We start from the raw sequence: 19,071 nt of genomic DNA, 5'->3' as shown, positions 1-19,071 counted from the left end.
CTCGCATGGGTCGAGCCTGGTCAAGCCGTTCCGCCCGCCGCCTGTCGGCGTGGGGTCTGCTCGCGGTGCTAGCGGTCGCCACGCAGGGCCGCGCCTACCAGCTCTCCGCCGATTTCGACACCGGCTCGCTCGATGTGGGAGGATCGACCATCGTGGGTGACGTGATCACCCTCGCCGGGCGGGACAACTTCAACCCGGGCGACTGGAAGTGGTTGCACTTCCGCCTCGACGATGCGGGGGGCCAGCGGCCCGCGTTCCAGATCGACGACGACTTCGCCAACGGCGGGTCCAATCTCAACGACCACGAGATGGTCTACAGCTACGACGGCCAGTCGTGGGAGTTCTTCGACTACAACCAGCGTAGCTCCGCCCAGGGACGGTACGCCTTCTACAACGATGGCCCATTCACGTCCGACACCGTGTTCGTCGCGTACGGGCTGCCTTACACCGTCGGCCGAGCGGAGCAGTTGGTCAGCGGGCTGGCCTCCTCGCCGTGGGTGCGGCCTACGGCCTCGGGCGATGCGTCGTTCGCAATTGGCGCCTCGCCGGGCGGCGTAGACGACCTGGGGCGGTCCATTCCGTCTCATCCGATCCGGGCGTTCGGACTGTCCGACCCGGACGGGGCCGCCGAGCGTGTCAGCGTGGTGCTCGCCTCTGGTGTGCACGCCAACGAGGGGCTGGGCAATCTGGTGCTGGAGGGGCTGGTCGACTACCTGGCCGGCGACTCGCTGCAGGCCGGGCTCCTCCGCAAGGTGGCCGACTTCGCGGTATACCCACTGATTAACCCCGACGGACGCTACGCCGGCATGAACCGCAGCACGGTCGCCCGCCCGGCAGACGACCCCAACCGCTTCTGGAGCAGCCCCGGCTACGGCGGGCACGCCGAGTTGCAGGTCGTGGGCGACGCGATGCTGGCCGACACGGGCGCCGAGGCCGACTACGTGATCGACTTCCACTCCACGGTGGTTGGCAAGTCGGGGCACTTCGCCTACGTGCATCCGGCTATGCAGGGGGACCCCCTATGGCAGAGCCTCCTCGCGCTTGAGCCCGCGATCGACACCCGCAACGCGTCGCTGATCGACGACACCCTGGCGAAGTTTGGCCGCGATGAGCTGGGCGCCGGGTTCTCAATCACGTTCGAGACCCAGTTCATCGCCGGCGAGAACGAGGACCGGTTCCTCGGCATCGGCCAGAGCTTCGCCCTCGCCATGTTCCAGACGTTGTTCACCCTCGGCGACCTTAACCTGGACGGCGTGTTCGACCGTGACGACTGGTTGCTGCAGATCGCCCACGCCGAGACCGAGCTCGCCGCGTTCTCTGCTGCGGACGCCTACCTCCGCGGCGACCTCGACGGCGATGGCGCCAACGGCATCGCCGACTTCGCATTGTTCAAATCACTGTACGAACAGGCCCACGGCCCGGGCGCCTTCGCCCGCATGCTGGCCGTGCCAGAGCCCTCCGCTGCCATCCTGAGTTCTCTCGCCCTGATGAGAATCGCGACCCTATCCAGGAGACACCCCCGATGCTAGGCGTGACCCCACTGCGTGCTGCCTGCTTGTTGATTGTGACGGCTCTGTGCGCCTGCCCCGCCGGGGCGGTGGACCTCGAGGCGTTCGAGTTCAACGACTCCAACGGCACGCTGCTGCCATCGGCGGCAAACTCGGTCAATCCGGGCAACAACTGGACCAGCGCAAACGACGACCTCTCCGAGGTGACAGGCGGCGTCTACCAAATCATCAAGGAGTCGGACGGGCTGGCTACCCACCACCTGCAGATCGACAATGTTGCGAGCGGGTCTGTCTACCTGGTGGCCCGGATGTCGGGGTGGGCGTTCCGGCAGAACAGCGTGGATGACGCCGCAGAGGAGGTGCGGTTCGGGTTCTTGAACGAGGACACTGGGGTCGACGGCAACACCATCACCGCCGAGATGCGGATCCAGCGGACCGGTCTTGGCGGCATCCAGCTCTCCGGACGCGCGCTCGGGACGGGCGGCACCACCATCAGCGAGACGGCCGACCTAGCCGTCGATCAGACCTCGCCGTTTACCGCGGTGCTGGCCGTCGACCTCGACGCCGACACCTACAAGGTCTACTACAAAGACGGGTCCAACGCCTCTCAGTTCTTGGGGCAGGGCGCGGTGTCGTCGCTGCGGGCCGCCAACTCGGTTCGCTTGGCCGCAAACAACTTCTTCGCCGACGGCAACTTCTACCCGATCCTGATCGAGGAACGCTTCGACATCGACCGCATCGCGGTCGCGACCACCAACCCGCTGACCGACCTGGGGACCGTCAGCATCAACCGCACCACCGGCGCGCTCACGCTGGTCAACAATACCGGGCAGGCGCTCACCGGGTTGGAGTCGGTTTCGATCGAGTCCGCCGCCGGCGGGCTCGACCCCTCGGGCTGGAAGAGCATCACCGGCAACTACGACCTGGCCGGCGACGACTCGGTCGACGCGGACGGCAACTGGGCCGTCGACGACAGCACGCCCTACCTGCTGGCCGAGTCGGCGCTGGACGCCAACGGCGGCGCCCTGGGCGTCGGGCAATCCGTGGTGCTCAACAACGCAAGCGACGCCGTCTGGCTGCAGTCACCTATGGAGGATGTCACCGTGAAGCTCAACTTTGCCGGCGGCGTCACCCGCTCGGCCGACGTCACTTTCACCGGCAACGGCGGCGCCCGCTTCCAGCTGGGCGACCTAAACTTTGACGGCCAGCTCACCGTGGACGACTGGACCGTGCTGATCGCCAGCAGCGAGACCTCGCTCGCCGGCCTCTCGCCGGTCCAGGCGTACCGCCAGGGCGACCTCGACGGCGACGGCGTCAGCAGCATCCAGGACATCGGGGTGTTCAAGAGCGCGTTCGACGCGGCCAACGGCGCCGGCGCATTCTCGGCAATGGTCGCCGGCGTGCCCGAACCCGCGGCGGCGCTCTTGTGCGGCGTGCTCGGGCTGCTGGCCGGCGCCCGCCGCCGCGCGCTGCTGCTGACCGCGGTGATGATGCTGGGGCTGGCCGCGTCGAATGCACAGGCGGTGATCCTGGAGGACTTCGGGTTCGGGGACTCCAACGGCACGCTGCTGGTCGACGCGGAGAACTCGGCGAACCTGGGCAACTCGTGGAACGAAGACGGGACCGATATGGCCGGGTCGGCGATCCAGAACGGCGTCTACCGCATCCAGAAGAACAACGACGGCTTCGGCACCAACTACCTGGACATCGCGAACGTCTCGACCGGCAAGCTCTGGATGGTCGCCGAAATCGCCGGCTGGAGCTTCTCCTCGATCGCCGGCCCGGCCGAGTTCGACAGCGGCGAGCTCGAAGAGGTCCGCTTCGGCTTCCTCAACAACGACAGCTCTAACCAGGGCGGCAGCGAGATTGTCTCCCAGATGGCCATCACCCGCACGTCGGACGGCGGGCTCACGATCTACGGCGCCGGCGGCGGAACCGCCACCAACTTCACGTTCGACGTGTCGCTGCCGCTGGTCCAGAACGACCCCTACACCATGGTGCTGGAGTACGACGGCGACAACGAGATGTACTCCATCTACAGTCGCACCGGCACGGGCGCGTTCGAGCTGATCGGCACGCGCGACGTGGTCGAGACCGCCCGCGCCGCCAACAGCGTCCGCATGGTGGTGAACAACAACTTCAGCGGCACGGGCGAGTTCTTCGACCTCGACCGGCTGTACATCACCAACGAGACGCCCATCACCGACGTGGTCGACCCGCTCACGCTCCGCGTCAACACCACCACCGGTCAGGCGTGGATCGTGAACGACTCGACCGAGGACTACACGTTCGACTCGTACCGGATCGCCAGCTCGACCAACTCGCTCCGCCCCGGCGACGCCTTCTGGAGCAGCCTGAGCGACAACGCCACCGACGCCGTCGACGGCGACGACCCCGGCTCGACCGCGGGCGACGGCGTCGGCGAGACCTGGGACGAGGCCGGCGGCGCCGACGCCGGCGTGCTGGCCGAGTCGTTCCTGCTGGGCGCCACCACGCTGGCCGCCGGCCAGATGATCGGCCTCGGCAGCCCGGTCACGCCGGGCGGCTCGCCCGACATCGCGTTCCAGTTCCGCCGCGCCGACACCGGCGCGGTGATCGACGGCCTGGTGGAGTTTGTCTCCGGCGGCCTGATCGGCGACTACAACGCCGACGGCGTCGTCGACGCGGCCGACTACACCGTCTGGCGTGACACGCTCGGCCAAAGCGTGCCCGTTGGCACGGGCGCCGACGGCGACGGCGACGGCCAGATCGACCAGGGGGACTACGTCGCGTGGCGGTCGAACTACGGCCTCGGAAGCGGCGCGTCGGCCGCGGTAGACGCCGCGCCCGAGCCGCTCGCGGCCGCGCTGGCGTTGATCGCCGCGGCTCAGCTCACAATGTCCCGCCGCCGCTTCACGTAGTCCCACACCACGTACCGGTCCAGGTCGCGGCCGGCGGTGAAGAACACCCGGCCGGTGGTCGACTCGGCCAGACGGTACGCGAAGCGGATGTCCTCTTCCGACTGCGACCAGCTCGGCACCAGGAACATGTTGATCGTGATCCCCTCCTGCTTGCAGAGCTGGCCCTCGCGCATTGTGGCCTGCTCGGTCTGCGGGTCGGGCGGGTAGAGCAGCAGCAGCTCGCTCCCCTCGAAGTGCGCGGTCGGCAGGCCGTCGGTGATCAGCACGATCTGCCGGTTGGGCGTGTCCTGGGCCGCCAGGAACCGCCGCGCCGTGGCCAGCGAGTGCTGGATGTTGGTGAAGTGCGGCGGCACCATGCTCTCGCTGATGTCGGGGTCGGACATGTCGGCCCGCAGACGCACCCACGGGTCGTGGATCGTGACCGGCTTGGGCATCAGCTTCACGACCTCGCCCAGCCGGCGCGGTTTGGCGAACGAGTACATCTCGATGAACTGCAGGAAGTCGCCCGGGTACTCGCTGCGGATCAGCCCGTCGAGCGCCAGCGCCATCCGCTTCACGTTGATGTACTGACCGTCGTAGCGCATGGACCCCGACATGTCCATGATCACGCAGGTGGCCGCCTTCGGCGTGTTGCGGGTGTAGTGGACCTCCAGGTCGTCCTGCTTCAGGCGGATCGGCAGGCCGGGGCCTTCGCGCAGGATGGCGTTGGTCAGCGAGCCGGTGATGTCGAGGTTCGCGACCGAGTCGCCGTACTCGTACGCCCGGGTGCGCTGCATCTCGACCGAGCCCTCGCCGACGATCGGCCCCTGGTGCCGGCCGGTGCGCGAGGCGGTCAGCTCGCTGAACAGCTTCTCGAGCAGCTTGCCCTGGAACAGCCGCTGGGCCTTGGGCGTCAGCTGGTAGCCGTCGGCGGACTGCTGCAGGCCCTGCTGCTCGGCCATCTCGCGCAGGTAGTCCTGCACCTGCTGCTGCAGTGCGCTGAGGTTCTGCACGTCGCCCGGCTCGGCAAACTCGGCCAGGGCCTCCATGTCGATCAGGCCGATCTGGGCGTTCTTGGCCGCCTCGCGGAGCTGCTCCAGCAGCTCGTCGATCTTCTCCAGCTCTTCCTTGATCTCGATCGCCTGCGGCACGGTCATCGACTCGCGGCCGGTGAACGTGTACTTGGCGGCTAGCTCGTCGACCTCGTACTTGTCGCCCAGCGAGCCGATCAGCTGCACCAGCTGCCGCGCGAAGGGCGACTGGTCGTCGCCTGCCCGGTACCACAGCCGTTCCAGGTCGCGGAGCTGCTCCTGACGGACCGCCTTGCCGAACGAGTCGCGCAGGTGCTTGGGCGGGTCGGCCTTGGCGGCCGCCTCACGGAACGCCTTGCCGGCTTTCTTCTGCGCTTTCTTGGTCTCGTACCGCTCGAGGATCTTCCGCTTGCGTTCTTCCAGCATCGCGATCAGCGCGTCGATGCTCGGGCCCAGCCCCTGGATCTGGCTGGGGTCCAACCGCACGGCCCGGGCGAGCTCCTCTTCGGTCAGCTCGCGGTAGTCGCCGTACGCCAGCATGTGCTCCATCGCGCCCGACACCAGGTCGGGCGGCGGCTGGGTTGGGCTAGGGAACCGCTTGGGGTCGTACCGCTGGTACGTGTGGACGATCCCACCAAGATTGCTGCGGTTGGCCATTGGGCGGTTGGAAGTTGGAGGTTGAAGATTTTTGGTCGCCGCAAGCTGCACCTAGCCCACCACGCCAGGGGTGGGACAGCCCAAAGTGTTGACCCCAGGGTTTTGTCCAAAAACACGAACGAAGCGGACAGAACTCCGGCGCTATTTTTCCCGCAGGAGCTCTAAGTACTTTTGCTGTAGCGTCTTATGGAAGCTGCCGGCGAACCCCGCTCGGGGTTTTGTCCGTTTTTGTGCGCCGAGGGGACAATACCCAGCGGCTGAGTTGGGACCCTTCGGGGGGAACACTAATGATCGCTTATCACCGATCCGTGCCGTGACCCGCGCGATTAGCGGCGATTAGTGTTCCCCTTCTCTTGCCCACCCTCTACGCACGGCGCCTACTAATTATTAGATCACTCAAGTGGCCTGTTTTCAGCAACAAACTACGAGCGCCGCAGCGAGTTCGCATCGCTGTGTTCGTGAAGCTAGGTCTCATAGATCACCCGCCCGTGGTGCTGGGCGCGGCTGATCTTGTCGGTCGCGTACAGGCCGGCCAGCACGAACTCCACGCACGACGCCCGCACCGACGGGTCGCTGGCGGTGTTCACCTCGAAGGCCTTCTCCCAGGCCGGCGGCACGCGCTCGAGCAGCTCGGCGTAGTGCGAGGAGGGCAGGGTGTCGCCGACCTCGATCTTGACCCCCTCGGCGAAGATCTCGGCGATCTCCAGCAGGCCGTGCTCGTCGACGTACTCCTGGAACACGGTCTGGATCGCCTCGGCGATGATCGCGTCCAGCACCTGCCGCTCGGACATCTGGTGCGTGCCCATCATGTCCAGCTCCAGCTTGCCCAGCGAAGAGCTGTACAGGTGGCCCAGGTCGCTGATCCGGGGCACGGCCGGCTTCTCGCCCAGCACCGCGCCCCGCTGCCGCGCCGACGCGACCATGGTGCGGTAGTTCGAGATGCTGAACCGCGCGCTCACGCCCGACTGGTGGTCGACGAACTTGCTGGCCCGGGCGGCGATGGTGATCTGCTCGATCAGCTCCTTCATGAACAGCGGCACGACCACCGGGAAGTCGCCGCCGAGGTCGACGCCCGCCTCCTGCTCGGTGACCTGGATGCCCAGGTCGCGCTCGCGGGGGTAGTGCGTGTGGATCACCGAGCCGATGCGGTCCTTCAGCTGCGGGATCACCTTGCCGCTGCGGTTGTAGGTGGACGGGTTCGCCGAGAACAGGATCAGCACGTCGATGTCGAAGTTGATCGGGTAGCCGCGGATCTGCACGTCGCGCTCTTCGAGGATGTTGAACAGGCCAACCTGCACCAGCTCGTCCAGCTCGGGCAGCTCGTTCACCGCGAACACGCCGCGGTGCATGCGCGGGATTAGTCCGAAGTGCAGCGCCTCCTCGGCGGACATGCTGGCGCCGCCGGCCAGCTTGGCGGGGTCGATCTCGCCGATGATGTCGGCGAACTTGGTGCCGGGCGCCAGCCGCTCGGCGTACCGCTTCTCACGCGGCCACCACGCGATCGGCACCTCCTCCGGCGGCACGTTCTCGACCAACCGCTTGCACACGCTGGTGATCGGGTGGAGCGGGTCGTCGTGCAGCGGCGCCTCGGGGTGGGCGATGTAGGGGATCTCGTCGTCCAGGAACCGCACCAGCGACCGCATCATGCGGCTCTTCCCCTGGCCCTTCTCGCCCAGGAACAGCATGTCGTGCCCGGAGATCAGCGCCAGGTTGACCTCCGGGATGACGGTGTCGTCGTAGCCCAGGATGCCGGGGAACAGCTCCTCGCCGGCGCTCAGCGCCCGCATGAAGTTGTCGCGGATCTCTTGCTTGACGGTCTTGGAACGCCAGCCGCTAGCGGTCAGCTCGGCGAGGTTGCTTGGTTTGTGGTGCGTCATGCGGTTGGGGAAGGGACTTCGGGCGGTGGTCGGCGGGCGGCGTGGGGCGGGAGAGGACAGGGGGCGAGTGGATTATAGCGCCCCCGCCCGGCGAGCCAAGTTTCGGCGTGATTCTCACCCGGCCCGGGGCGCCGGGCTCGGTTGCCCAGAAAACCTGCCGCCCGCGTGACAACGCTGCGGGGAACCGGCCATTGTCCTTATATCGCCGGATTGCGACCTCCTCCCACGCCCGAGCCGACCCGACATGAAACGCCGCCCCGCTCCGCTACTCCGATCCGGTTCACGCCGTCGGCCGCTCCACGCCGAGCAGCTGGAGCCCCGCTGCCTGATGAGCGGCGACGCCGGGGCCGTCGTCGGTGGGGCGGCGCTGGTCGAACCCGCTGATGACGCGCCGGCGCTGTCGGCAGCGATTGGCCAGGCGAGCCCGACCTCCGAGGACGCGGTGCTCAACTCCCGCGAGGAGCTGCGGGCGTGGCTGACCGCCGAGATCGACCGTCAGTACGGGGACCTGTTCGGCCAGCCGTGGAACTACGACTGGATCGTGTGCGGCGACGTCATCACGATGCCGATCGCATTCTTGGCGGTCGACAGCGTTGCAGTGAGCGGTGTCGTTAGCAACGCAGCGTTGGATTACTCAGCGACCAACGTGCAGGTAGAGGGCGTCGACGAGGCCGACCTGATCGAGACCGACGGGCAGTACGTCTACATCGTGTCGGGCGATCAGCTAGTCGTCGTTGACGTGCGGGACCCGGCGAGTCCGCAGGTGGCGTCCCAGGTAGAGCTCGATTCGGCGCCGTCGGGCATGTACCTGTCGGAGGGACGCTTGACGCTGATCTCGTCGACGCATGCGCCGACCGCGATGCCCATCATCGGCTTACGGTCAGTGGTTCCAACGTCCGCCGCCGGCCGCACGACCACCGTTGATGTGTTCGACATGACGGATCGTGAGCAGCCGAGCCTGGTGGGGCGGACCGAGTTCGCCGCTGGGCTTGTCGACTCGCGGATGGTGGAGGGCCAGCTGCGGCTGGTGCTGCAGGACGCGCCGGCGTGGTCGATCCTGCCGTCGCCTACCTGGGGCCAGCGGGACGCGTCGCCAGAGTCGGGGGAGTTCCGTCTTGCGGAATTCGCCTACGAGTCGCGTGAAGCGTACCTGGAACGTGTGCTCGACGACGCCGTGCGGCGGCTCGCGGGCGGCTACCGCACGCTCGATGGGCACGGCAACGTGGTGCACGAGAGCGGCGACCATGCCTGGCTTCCTGCCGAGCTCCGTGAAAGGCTGACGGCGCCGGGGTACTACCTGGGTGGCCAAGAAAGCACGGTGACGGTCGCCACGATCGACGTGCAAGCGGCGGCCCCGCAAGTGATGGACACCGAGGAGTTCACCGCCGCCGGCCAGCTGACCGTCTACGGCGACAACGACAACCTCTACGTCTTCGCCAGTGGGGGCTACGCCTCTCAGTCGACCGCCATCCGCAAGTTCTCGTTCGGCGCCGAGTCGGGGCAAGTCGAGCTGGCCGCGACCGGAGTGCTGGACGGCACGCCGCTCAACCAGTTCAGCATCGACGAGCACAACGGCTACCTGCGGGTGGTCAGCAGCGGCTACGGATGGGGCGAGGGCCACCAGGTCACGGTGTTCGAACAGCAGGACGACCAGCTCGTGCAGGTGGGCGAAGTCGATCGCCTGGCGCCCAACGAGGACGTCTACTCGGTCCGCTTCATGGGCGACCGCCTGTTCTTTGTGACGTTCCGCAAGGTCGACCCGCTGTTCGCTGTTGACCTGAGCGACCCGACCGACCCCCAGGTTTTAGGCGAGCTGAAGCTGCCCGGCTACAGCGACTACCTGCAGCCGATTGACGAGAACACGCTGCTGGCGATCGGCCGCGGCGCCGACGAGCAGACCGGGCTGTTCGAGGAGCTGCAGGTTTCGCTGTTCGACGTGTCGGACCTGGAGAACCCAGCGTTGATCGACCGCTTCTCGTTCGACGGCGACCGCAGCACGGCCACCATCGCCACCGGCAACCGCTGGGCCCGCGGCGACGGCGACCACCACGCCGTCAGCTACTTCGCCGACGAGGGGCTGCTGGCGCTGCCGGTGCACACCGAGCAGCAAGACTGGTTTTGGGGTTCGGAGGGAACCGGCGGCCCCGGCGGGCTGCAGCTCCTGCGACTGGACCCCGTGGACGGGATTACCGTCGAGACCCTCATCGAGCACGACACCGCGATCAGCCGTTCGCTCCGCATCGGCGAACATCTGCTGGCGATTTCCGATGGCCGGCTGACGAGCCACGCGTTGGCCAGCCTGGGTGAGACCGCTGGCGCTGTGTCATGGCAGACCGAAGCGGCGTTGACGCTTGCCGCGTTGCAGCCGTTGCCGAACATCACTCCGACAGGCATCTCGCCGATTGAGGTCGCGTTGGCCGAGCCGGACGTCGCGGCGGGCCCGGTCTTCGTTCCGCCGGCAGAGGCCGCCCCCGCGGGGGCCCGGCCGAGGAAGGCCCTGGAGACGCCGCTCACGCAAACGGTCGAGCAGGACCTCAACGAGCTGGCCCGCCTGCAGGCGGGACGCGCAGCGGAGGCACAGCCCTGGTGGGATGACTTTGGCGCCGACGCCGAGCCCGCTGCGGCCGAGGCGGAACCCGCCCCCGGCAGGCCCGCGAAGGGGCTCTCGGCGGGCTGGCGGGGCGTGTTCGGCTAGCGGAAGGAAGGCGCGAACCCACCGGCGCCCGCGGTGTCCTGACTGCCGAAGCCCACCCCTTGGCGCCTCCGGCATCGTCCGGTTTCGGCGCCTCTAGCGAGGAGGAGTCAGCCGTGCACGTTTTCTCTGCCATTGCACCGATGCGCCTACGCTCCTGCTGAACCGACCGGTTCGCAGCGATTGGTAGCGCGCCTTCTGCCGCTGAATCCTACCCATCAGCCGCCGGCCGCCGCTTGGCCGACGCGACTTCTTGACGAAAGCAATGCGATGACGCTGGACAAGCGTACGCGCGAGCAGATGCTGGCGCACTGTGGAGCGATCCACGAGGACGACGGGGTCGACCCCCGAGACTACTTCAAGCCGCCCCGCAACGAGCGTCAGCAGAACCGTAAGGCGCTGCAGCTCTGCCGGCAGGTGGCGCAGACGCTGGACCAGGTGTTCGCCGGCGAGCTGGGCGACGCCGGTCTGTCGGACCTGAGGGTGGCGGCCGTGCGGCCGGCGCCCGACGCGTCGCGGCTGCTGGTGAGCGTCTGGAACGACGCGCCCCACGAGCCGTTCCACCGCGAGCTGCTCGCCAGCCGGCTCCGCCGTATTTCGGGCAGGCTGCGCACCGAGGTCGCCGCCGCCGTGACGCGTCGCCGGGCGCCGATCCTGGAGTTCGAGGTGCTGGCCGAGGCCGATCCGCCGCTGGGGGGCGCCGCATGAAGCCAACCCCGGTGGAGGACTACGCCGGCTGGCTCGTCGATCCGCTCACGCCCGAGGCCGCTCGGTCGATAAACCGGCTGCAGCGCGCCGACGGCGTCTGCGCGGTGGCCGTGATGCCCGACGTGCACCTGTCGACCGGCGTGTGCGTCGGCGTCGCGGCGGCGGCTTGTGGCGTGGTGCTGCCCCAGGCGGTCGGCGGCGACATCGGCTGCGGCATGGCGGCCGTGGCGTTCGACGCGCCCGCGACGGCGCTCGACGAGCGCTCCGCCGCGCGGGTGCTGGCCGCCTGCTACGAGGCGGTCCCCGCCGCCCGGCGCCGTGGCCCGGCCGAACCGCTGCCCGAGCCGCTGCGGGCGGCGCCGCTCAGCGACCCCGCGCTCCAGAAGCTCGCCCGCCGCGACGGCGCCGTGCAGCTCGGCACGCTGGGCCGCGGCAACCACTTCCTGGAGCTGCAGGCCGACCAGGAGGACCGGCTGTGGGCGATGGTGCATAGCGGATCGCGGGCGATGGGTCAGGCGGTGTTCCGCCGGCACACGGAGCACGCTCCAGTAGTGGGCGAAGGGCTGTTGGGCCTGGCCCCGGACGATGCCGCGGGCCGCGCCTACCTCAACGATGCGCAGTGGTGCGCCCGCTACGCGCAAGAGAACCGCCTGGCGATGCTCCGCGCACTCGAGGGCGTGCTGCGGCGGGTGCTCGGCGCGCGGGCGGACTGGGGCAGCCTGATCCACTCCGACCACAACCACGTCCGCCTGGAGGCGCACGACGGCCAAGAAGTGTGGATGCACCGCAAGGGCGCCCAGTCGGCGGGCGGGGGCGAGCCGGGCGTCGTCCCGGGGTCGATGGGGACCGCCAGCTTCCACACGGAGGGACGCGGCTGCGCGGCGGCGCTCAACTCCTGCTCGCACGGCGCCGGGCGGCGGCTCTCCCGCACCGACGCCCGCCGCGCAATCAGCCGCCGGGCGTTTGAGCAGCAGATCGACCGAGTGTGGATCGACCGCCGCCGCGCCGACCGGCTGCTGGACGAGGCGCCCGCCGCCTACAAGGACATCCGCCAAGTGATGCGGGCCCAGCGGGAGCTGTGCCGCGTGGTGCGCGAGCTGCGGCCGGTGCTGAACTACAAGGCGGGGTAGCGCGGCCGCTAGTCCCGCCGCGGCTGGTAGTAGAAGCAGCCGTCTTCGGCGCCGATCAGCAACTCGGGAACGCCGTCGCTGTTCCAGTCGACTGTGGTGGGGCTGGTCGTGTGGCCGGCCAGCCGGTGGCCGCTGAGCCTGGTAGGCTTGCGCAACAGGGTTGGGCCGCCCGAAGCAGCGTTCTCGAGCAACTCGGCGCTGCGTCCGTTCACCAGCAAGTCGAGGTCGGAGTCGCCGTCCCAATCAACTAGCGACAGTTTGCGGCGCCCGCTTTTTCCTGCGACCCCGTCGGTCAGGCGCAGCGGCTCACCGCTTTCGGCGTGACCGAAGAGCCGCTCCGGCGGCGCGACGCAGAACCCGGCCTGGTCCGGCACGCCACGGAACAACGCGAGGAAGCCTTCGTGGTCCAGCATTACTAGGTCCATCGTGTTGTCGCGGTCCCAGTCGACCGCCACCGGCGTAGTCCGCCATTGGGTGACAAGATCGCCCTCGGCCGGGTCCCACCAGTTCCACGCCGGCTTAGGCGGCGGATCACCCCCTACGACCTTTACGGGGCGGGCGGCGGCCAATTCTGGATGGCCGGGCGCGCCGATGTTTCGCAGCCAGAGGACCTTGCCCCAGATGGAATTGAGCACGATGTCGGGCAGTCCGTCGGCGTTCAGATCCGCGACGCCGAGGGTGGTGTAACCCCACTTCGATTCGCACGGGCCTTGGATCGAGCCGTTCCGACCGGCCTGGATGCGGAATGGCTCGCCGCCGGCCTGCAGGTGGACCGGGGCCGCCCAGCGGGGAGTGTCGACGCCTGCGGGTTGGCCCAGGTTTTCGATGAAGCCGATGAAGCCCGCCGAGTTGCCCGCCAGCAGGTCCTGGTCGCCGTCGTTGTCCCAGTCGATGGCGACCGGCGTCGCCAGCGCGCCGTAATTGACGTGGTCGGCCTGCTGCTGGAAGAACACAGGCGGCAGGAACTGAGGAACGCCGTCGATCACGGCGCCGGAGTTCTCGAGCAATGCGACGCGGCCATCTTCCTGACCAACGACGAGGTCGACGTCGCCATCAGTGTCCCAGTCGATCGCGGTCGGGACGATCATGCACAGCTCCATCTTGATGGGAGCACCGTTGTGAGTCAGCGGCCGCCCGGCTGCGTACACCGGTTCTTCGCTGCCGCCGGTGTTCTGGAAGTAGGTGAAGCCGTCGATAAACTCGCCGCACAACAAGTCGAGGTCGCCGTCGGAGTCGAAGTCGGCCAGGCTCGGACTTGGCATGCCGTAGACGTCGACGTCCGCGTCGCCGGCTTGCAGCTTCACGGCTTCGTCGTAGACGGGGGACTGGTTCGTGCCGCGGTTCAACGCGACGAAGACGTAGCCGTGCAGCGGCCCGTTGGTCCACTCGCCGTGCTGGTCGTAGGCGTTGTCCCAGCCGTAGTCGCCCCAATAGCCGACGCCGATCACCAGATCCAAGAGCCCGTCGCCGTTGTAGTCCACCAGCTTACGCTGATCGGCGCGGGTGCGGCCCGAGCCAACCTTAAGTTTGCTCGGCGGATGGGGGACCGTGTCGGTGAAGCCTCGCCCGCGGAAGTTGACCCACTCACGCCCCGGAGTGAGAACACGAGGCTCGCCGTCGACGTGGCTCACGCTGATGTTCGACCGCCCGTCGCCGACCCGCCGGGCGGGCAGGAACACGGGAGAATCGCCGCCCGGGTTCTCAAAAACGTACACGCCGTTGTGCGGCACGTCCGGGCAGGAGACCACTAAATCGAGGTCGCCGTCAGAGTCCCAGTCCATCGGCAGCGGCCACGCCCACAGGCCTACCTTGAGATCGACCACCAAGCCCGGGTTGTTGTAGGGCAGCCGCGTCAGGTCGGTGGCCGCGGCGGGTAGGGCCAGCGCAAGGATGAGCAGGGAGATTCGCATCGGAGCCGGTCCCGCGAGTGCGTGGAGTTGGGGACCCAATGATATCGGCCGTACGGCCCGCCCGCCAACCGGAACGCCGGCCCTCAGCGGCAGTGGCCGGCGTCTAGAAGGCCCGCCAGACGATCGAAAGCGACTCGGGCTGCGTTTCTTCCTCACCGTCCACGGCGGCTGCGGTCGCCGGTGTGGTCCACTCGTCGTCCTGCAGGCTGCTGTAGGCCAGGTCGAGCAGGAGCAGCTCGTCGGACGCCGCATTAGACGCGGCGGGCGTTGTTGCGAGGCCCTTGGTTGGCCGCAGTGCAGACTCGACGGGCGTGTTTTCGATTGGGTAAGCCGCTACTGTGGCCGGCTGCTCACTAGCGTCCGCCATTGCGGTGGAGGATGGTACAGCCTCGACTGCTCCGTCGTGGGTCGTCGGCGCAGCGGCCGCGACGACCGGCGGGGCGAGCACGGCGTCCAGGTTGTCGCGCCAGACGGTGTAGTCGGCTGTGTCGACGCGGCCGTTGTTGTTCCCGTCGGCGGCCAGGTCGGTGGTCGAGCCGTAGCTCGCCCGCCAGACCGCGTAGTCGGCTTGGTCGACGGCGCCGCTGTTGTCGTAGTCGCCCGGCAGGGTGGCCGCGGTGTGGACGCCCGGCGTGCCGCCGTTGGCTGCGCTCGCCCGCCAGTTGCTGGCCTGGGTGTGGTCGCCGAACAGGTCGATCGCCTCGAGCGAGGGCCCATCGCCGTCGGCGGCCTCGGCCCACGGATCAGAGTCGTCGTAGGTGAAGTCGTGGATAGTGGCGCCGCCGCTGTCGGTGAGGGTGACCTGATCGCCGCCGTTGCCGAGCTTGCCGCCGTACTGGCCGGCGATGGCGATCCCGGCGCCGTAGCGCGCGGCAAAGGCTTCGGCGTTCTCCACCACCACCACCACCGCCTGGCCGGGCGCGAGCGACGTGACCGACCCGGTCGTAAAGTCGAACGTTATCCCGCCGCCCAGCTGCACGCCGTTCAGGCTGATCGGGTTGCTGCTGGTGTTGACCAGCTCGATGAACTCGAAGTCGTCCTCTTCGGCGCCGGGGACCACCAGCAGCTCGTCGGCGGTCGGGTCCGCCGGGTGGTAGTGCAGCTCGCTGATCCGCAGGCTGCTGGCGTCGGCCGGCAGCTCGACCGAGAAGAGCCCGGTAACGAGCGAGCTCCACGGCGAGATGCCCTCGGCGCCGGGGCCGGTCTGCACGTGCACGGCCAGGGCGCCGTCGCCCGGCGCCAGGATCTGGGCGCCGGTCCCGTTTGAAGTCTCGTAGAAGCGGATGTCGGCCACCTGCATCTCGTTCGCGTTGAACTTGAGCGTGGGGAACATCAGCTTGTACGACGTGTACGCGGTGGCGTTGTCAACGGAAACCACAGGGCCCTGCGTCTGACGCTGCGTGGGCAGGTTGATGCTGCCCGAGTCGATCAGCGTCCAGTTCTCCGCCAGGCCGGTGCTGTTGTCGTTGCTCTGGATGGGGTCGTTCGTACCGTACAGCTCCCAGGAAGACGGGTCGCGGCCTTGGGCGTCGTTGGCGGTGGTCAGTTGGAAGCTGCGAACGACCGACGCCCCGACGCCGGGCGTCAGGATGATGCCGGAGTTGGCGCCGCCGAAGTTGAGGTACTTCGTGCCCGAGTTGCCGTCCAGCGCGTCGGACGGCCGCTCGTTGCCCGGGTAGCTGCTGTTGCCCGACACGCTCGTGCCGGGGACTCCGAACGCGCGGGCGTTGATCTGGGTGGTATCGTTGATGGTGATGGGGCCGGTGTACTCGATCGCGTTGGGCGAGATGCCGCCGCCGTCGGCCCGTGGGTCGGTCCCGTCCAGCGTGTAGTAGATGTCCGCCCCGAGCGTCGCGGTCAGTGTGACCTGCTGCCCCGGCGAGGTGTTGCCGGGCGCCGGTGAGAAGGCCGGCAGGTTGATGAGCTGCTCGTCCATCCAGTTGGCGCGGATCACCAGCCAGTTCGCCAGGTGGCTGACCTCCGCCTCCCAGCCGGTCAGGCCCGGGTCGGCGTAGGTCCCGCCGTTGGGGGCGATGTTGGGCCACTCCTGGAAGTTGCGGACTTGGGCCTCGGCGATCTGCGACGCCAGCCCGTTGACGGTAGCGCGGAGGCCGTCGTCGCTCAGCACGCCCTGGCGGAGCTCCTGCCAGCGGTCGACCCACCGCTGGGCGAAGTTGGGGTCGTCGAACAGGGGGCCCCACCAGTCGGACTCGAAGAAGTCCACGTCCGGCAGGAACCAGCCCTCCGGGTTGGACGACCGCGAGTCGTCGTCGGCGCCGCTCGAGCGGTCGAAGTCCCAGACCGGCCCGAAGGCGATCTTGCCGTCGCGGTCCTTGGTGAGGAAGGTGCTGAGCCGCAGCCCGTCGGGCTCCTTCGACAGCACGCGGAGGATGTGGTGGTCGATCGACGTGTCGACCTCGAAGTACGCCTGGTAGCCCAGCTCCGGGTCGGTGGAGTTGGGGCCGTACAGCGCGTCCTCGAAGTCCTGGATGTAGCCGCGCAGGTAGTCGACCTGGGCCTGCGTCATGTCGAGCCGGCCCGGCTCCTCGTGCACCAGCCACGAGTCGCCCAGCGTGGGGATGTTCCGGTCGGTCTTCCAGGCGCCGTCGGGCGGGGTCTCGCCGTCGGGGCCGTCCAGCGCGAAGATGTACCCGCCGGTGATGTCGGGCTCGCTGTTCTGGGTGGGGGTCAGCTCCTCGATGTACACACGGTCGCCGTCGCGCTTGATGTTCTCCATCAGCACGTACACGCCCATGTAGTCGCCGGCGTCGAGCTGGTCGCCGTCGTAGTTGGCGTACACCTCGACAAAGCGGACCCGCGGCGCCCACTTGCCCATCTGGCGGCTGAGCTCGAAGAACGTGGCGTTGCGGATCATCGCGCGGTCGAAGTTGTACGGCGCGTACAGGATCCAGTCCGACTCGGACGGCATGCCCAGCAGCTCGACGTTCTTGTCCTCGCCGTTCTCGTCACGGATCTCGATCCGCAGGTTGGTCTTGGGGTTGCCGGCGGTGCTGCGGCCGCGGCGGTGCTGGCCGATCAGCGTGCTCAGGTCGGCCGTAGCGCCGAGCGAGGCCCGCCCGGTCGACTCGTCGACCTCGTGCAGCGAGAGCACCGCGTCCTCGAAGTCGCCGGTGCCGGGCGTGCCGGCGCCGAAGTTCTCCAGCACGATGATCGGCAGGTCGGACGTGAAGGCGCCGGTCGCGGCGTCGGTGCGGGTGTAGCTCTCGGTGTGCACGCCGCCCACCTGGCCGACCGGCCCGAACGCGCGGGCGCGGACCTGCGTAGTGTCGCTGATCAGCAGCGGGCCGGTGTACAGCGGCGAGCTGGCGGTGGGCGCGCTGCCGTTGGTGGTGTAGCGGATCACCTCCGAGTTGTCGGCCGTTGCGAGCGTGAGCTGGAACGAGCTCACGAACGGACCGCCGGTGTGCGAGAACTGCACGTCCGACGCCCTCAGGTTGGTGTTGGGCAGCCCCGGCGTGGGCGACTGCAGGGCGCCAACCACGACCGGTTCGATCAGCCCGCCGGACGTGGTCAGCAGGTTGACCGCCGCCAGCAGGTCGGAGCTGCCGCTGCTGCGGTTGAGCATGTGGACCGCCAGCACGTTCTCGCCTTCGACCAGCAGGTGGGAGAAGGAAGAAACGTCGAAATCGACGTAGTTGACCGCGGCGCCGTCGGGGTGCTCGTCGGTGGCGGTCGAGTCGTAGCCGGGCGACGACGGGTCGTTCGCGCCCGCGACGCGGGTCCCGTTGATGTACGCGATGAAGCCGTCGTCGTACTTCATCTGCAGCTTGCTGAGCAGCGTGTCCGCGCCGTCGACCGTGAAGGGGATCCGCACGTAGGCGGTGGTCGTGCCGGACGGCAGCACGGTGTCGAGCAGGCCCGCGTTGGCGTAGTTGGTCCCCGAGGTCTCGTAGCCCAGGCTCGCTACGCCCGCCTGCCAGCCGGCGTCGTTGAAGCCGGGCTGCATCCAGGCGCCGTCGACCGACGCGTTGCTGGGGACGAGGTAGCGCGCGCTGCTCTCGGGCGTGACCACCGCCGGGCTCGACGAGTCGAACGCCACGCCGTACGACACATTCGAGATCTGGGGCGGGTACTCCGCGCCCGATGGGCCGAACTCCGACAGGACCACGCCGCCCGGGTCGACCAGCGCGACGTACTCGCCATCGGAAGCGAGCGAGAAGTTGGTGTGCACCGCGCCGGCCGAGTCGACCTTGTCCTCGCCGCTGGCGAACACCACCAGGAACTGCCCGGGCGCGAGGATGGTGGGCGTCGAGAAGCTCCACTTGTTCAGGTCGCCCGGGTCGTCGGTGAGGCTGTAGCCCTGCAGGTTGGCGGACGCGTCGCCGTTGTTGTAGATCTCGATCCAGTCGGACGCGGCGCCGTCGCCGTCCTCGAGCACGCCGCCGTTGGAGGCCATGAACTCGCTGATCAGGAGGTCCGCCGCCAGCAGCTCGCGCGACTCCAAAGACTCGAACGCTAGTCGCTTCCGCATCTGTTTCGCCCGCATACATCGGTGTGTGAAGAATCAGAGAAGAGACCTTCATCCTACTGATGCGCTACGGCTATGGCGCAAGCGAAAACAGGTTGCGGCAGTTGATTTTCAAACTTTGTGCAGCGGCCAATTCTCACTCGCCGTGGGTTACATGGAAAATGTTTCGTGCAGCTCATTTTGTTGGAAA

At 68.2% G+C, this 19,071-nt stretch carries 9 protein-coding genes; 5 read left to right on the top strand and 4 right to left on the bottom strand.

The window, feature by feature from the left end; all coding sequences use genetic code 11:
* Positions 1-5: 5 nt before the first annotated feature.
* Positions 6-1,529 (top strand): M14 family zinc carboxypeptidase, encoded by a 1,524-nt coding sequence (locus tag KOR34_RS18700; protein ID WP_197531577.1) that lies wholly within the window; start codon positions 6-8, stop codon positions 1,527-1,529.
* Positions 1,523-4,408, top strand: coding sequence for a hypothetical protein (locus KOR34_RS18695; protein WP_197531576.1), 2,886 nt, complete (start codon positions 1,523-1,525; stop codon positions 4,406-4,408). The genes KOR34_RS18700 and KOR34_RS18695 overlap by 7 nt, the downstream gene beginning before the upstream one ends.
* Here KOR34_RS18695 and KOR34_RS18690 read toward each other — a convergent pair.
* Together KOR34_RS18690 and KOR34_RS18685 are read right to left on the bottom strand one after the other, a co-directional pair.
* Positions 4,375-6,075, bottom strand: coding sequence for a hypothetical protein (locus tag KOR34_RS18690; protein WP_146566997.1), 1,701 nt, complete (start codon positions 6,073-6,075; stop codon positions 4,375-4,377). The two genes, KOR34_RS18695 and KOR34_RS18690, sit on opposite strands and share 34 nt — an antisense overlap.
* Before the next feature lie 464 nt (positions 6,076-6,539).
* Entirely contained in the window at positions 6,540-7,952 is a 1,413-nt protein-coding gene (locus tag KOR34_RS18685; RefSeq protein WP_146566995.1) for a magnesium chelatase, read from the bottom strand.
* Between the two features lie 244 nt (positions 7,953-8,196).
* Between KOR34_RS18685 and KOR34_RS18680 the strand changes: the two genes are divergently transcribed.
* From KOR34_RS18680 to KOR34_RS18670, 3 genes are all read left to right on the top strand, one after another.
* Positions 8,197-10,647 (top strand): beta-propeller domain-containing protein, encoded by a 2,451-nt coding sequence (locus KOR34_RS18680; protein ID WP_146566993.1) that lies wholly within the window; start codon positions 8,197-8,199, stop codon positions 10,645-10,647.
* A gap of 267 nt (positions 10,648-10,914) precedes the next feature.
* A complete protein-coding gene (locus KOR34_RS18675; RefSeq protein ID WP_146566991.1) occupies positions 10,915-11,352 on the top strand; it encodes a ribosome-binding factor A in 438 nt (145 codons plus the stop codon).
* On the top strand, positions 11,349-12,482 hold the full coding sequence (locus KOR34_RS18670) for an RtcB family protein (RefSeq protein ID WP_146566989.1): 1,134 nt from the start codon (positions 11,349-11,351) through the stop codon (positions 12,480-12,482). The genes KOR34_RS18675 and KOR34_RS18670 overlap by 4 nt, the downstream gene beginning before the upstream one ends.
* Before the next feature lie 8 nt (positions 12,483-12,490).
* Here the strand turns inward: KOR34_RS18670 and KOR34_RS18665 are convergent, their stop codons facing one another.
* Together KOR34_RS18665 and KOR34_RS18660 are read right to left on the bottom strand one after the other, a co-directional pair.
* Positions 12,491-14,392, bottom strand: a complete 1,902-nt coding sequence (locus KOR34_RS18665) for an FG-GAP repeat domain-containing protein (RefSeq protein WP_146566987.1) — start codon at positions 14,390-14,392, stop codon at positions 12,491-12,493.
* Between the two features lie 103 nt (positions 14,393-14,495).
* Complete coding sequence (locus tag KOR34_RS18660; protein ID WP_197531575.1) at positions 14,496-18,884, bottom strand: CotH kinase family protein; 4,389 nt, start codon at positions 18,882-18,884, stop codon at positions 14,496-14,498.
* Positions 18,885-19,071 lie beyond the last annotated feature (187 nt).

It is taken from the genome of Posidoniimonas corsicana (assembly GCF_007859765.1).
GTDB classification, from domain to species: Bacteria; Planctomycetota; Planctomycetia; order Pirellulales; family Lacipirellulaceae; genus Posidoniimonas; species Posidoniimonas corsicana.
This window is presented reverse-complemented; position numbering and strand designations above follow the sequence as displayed.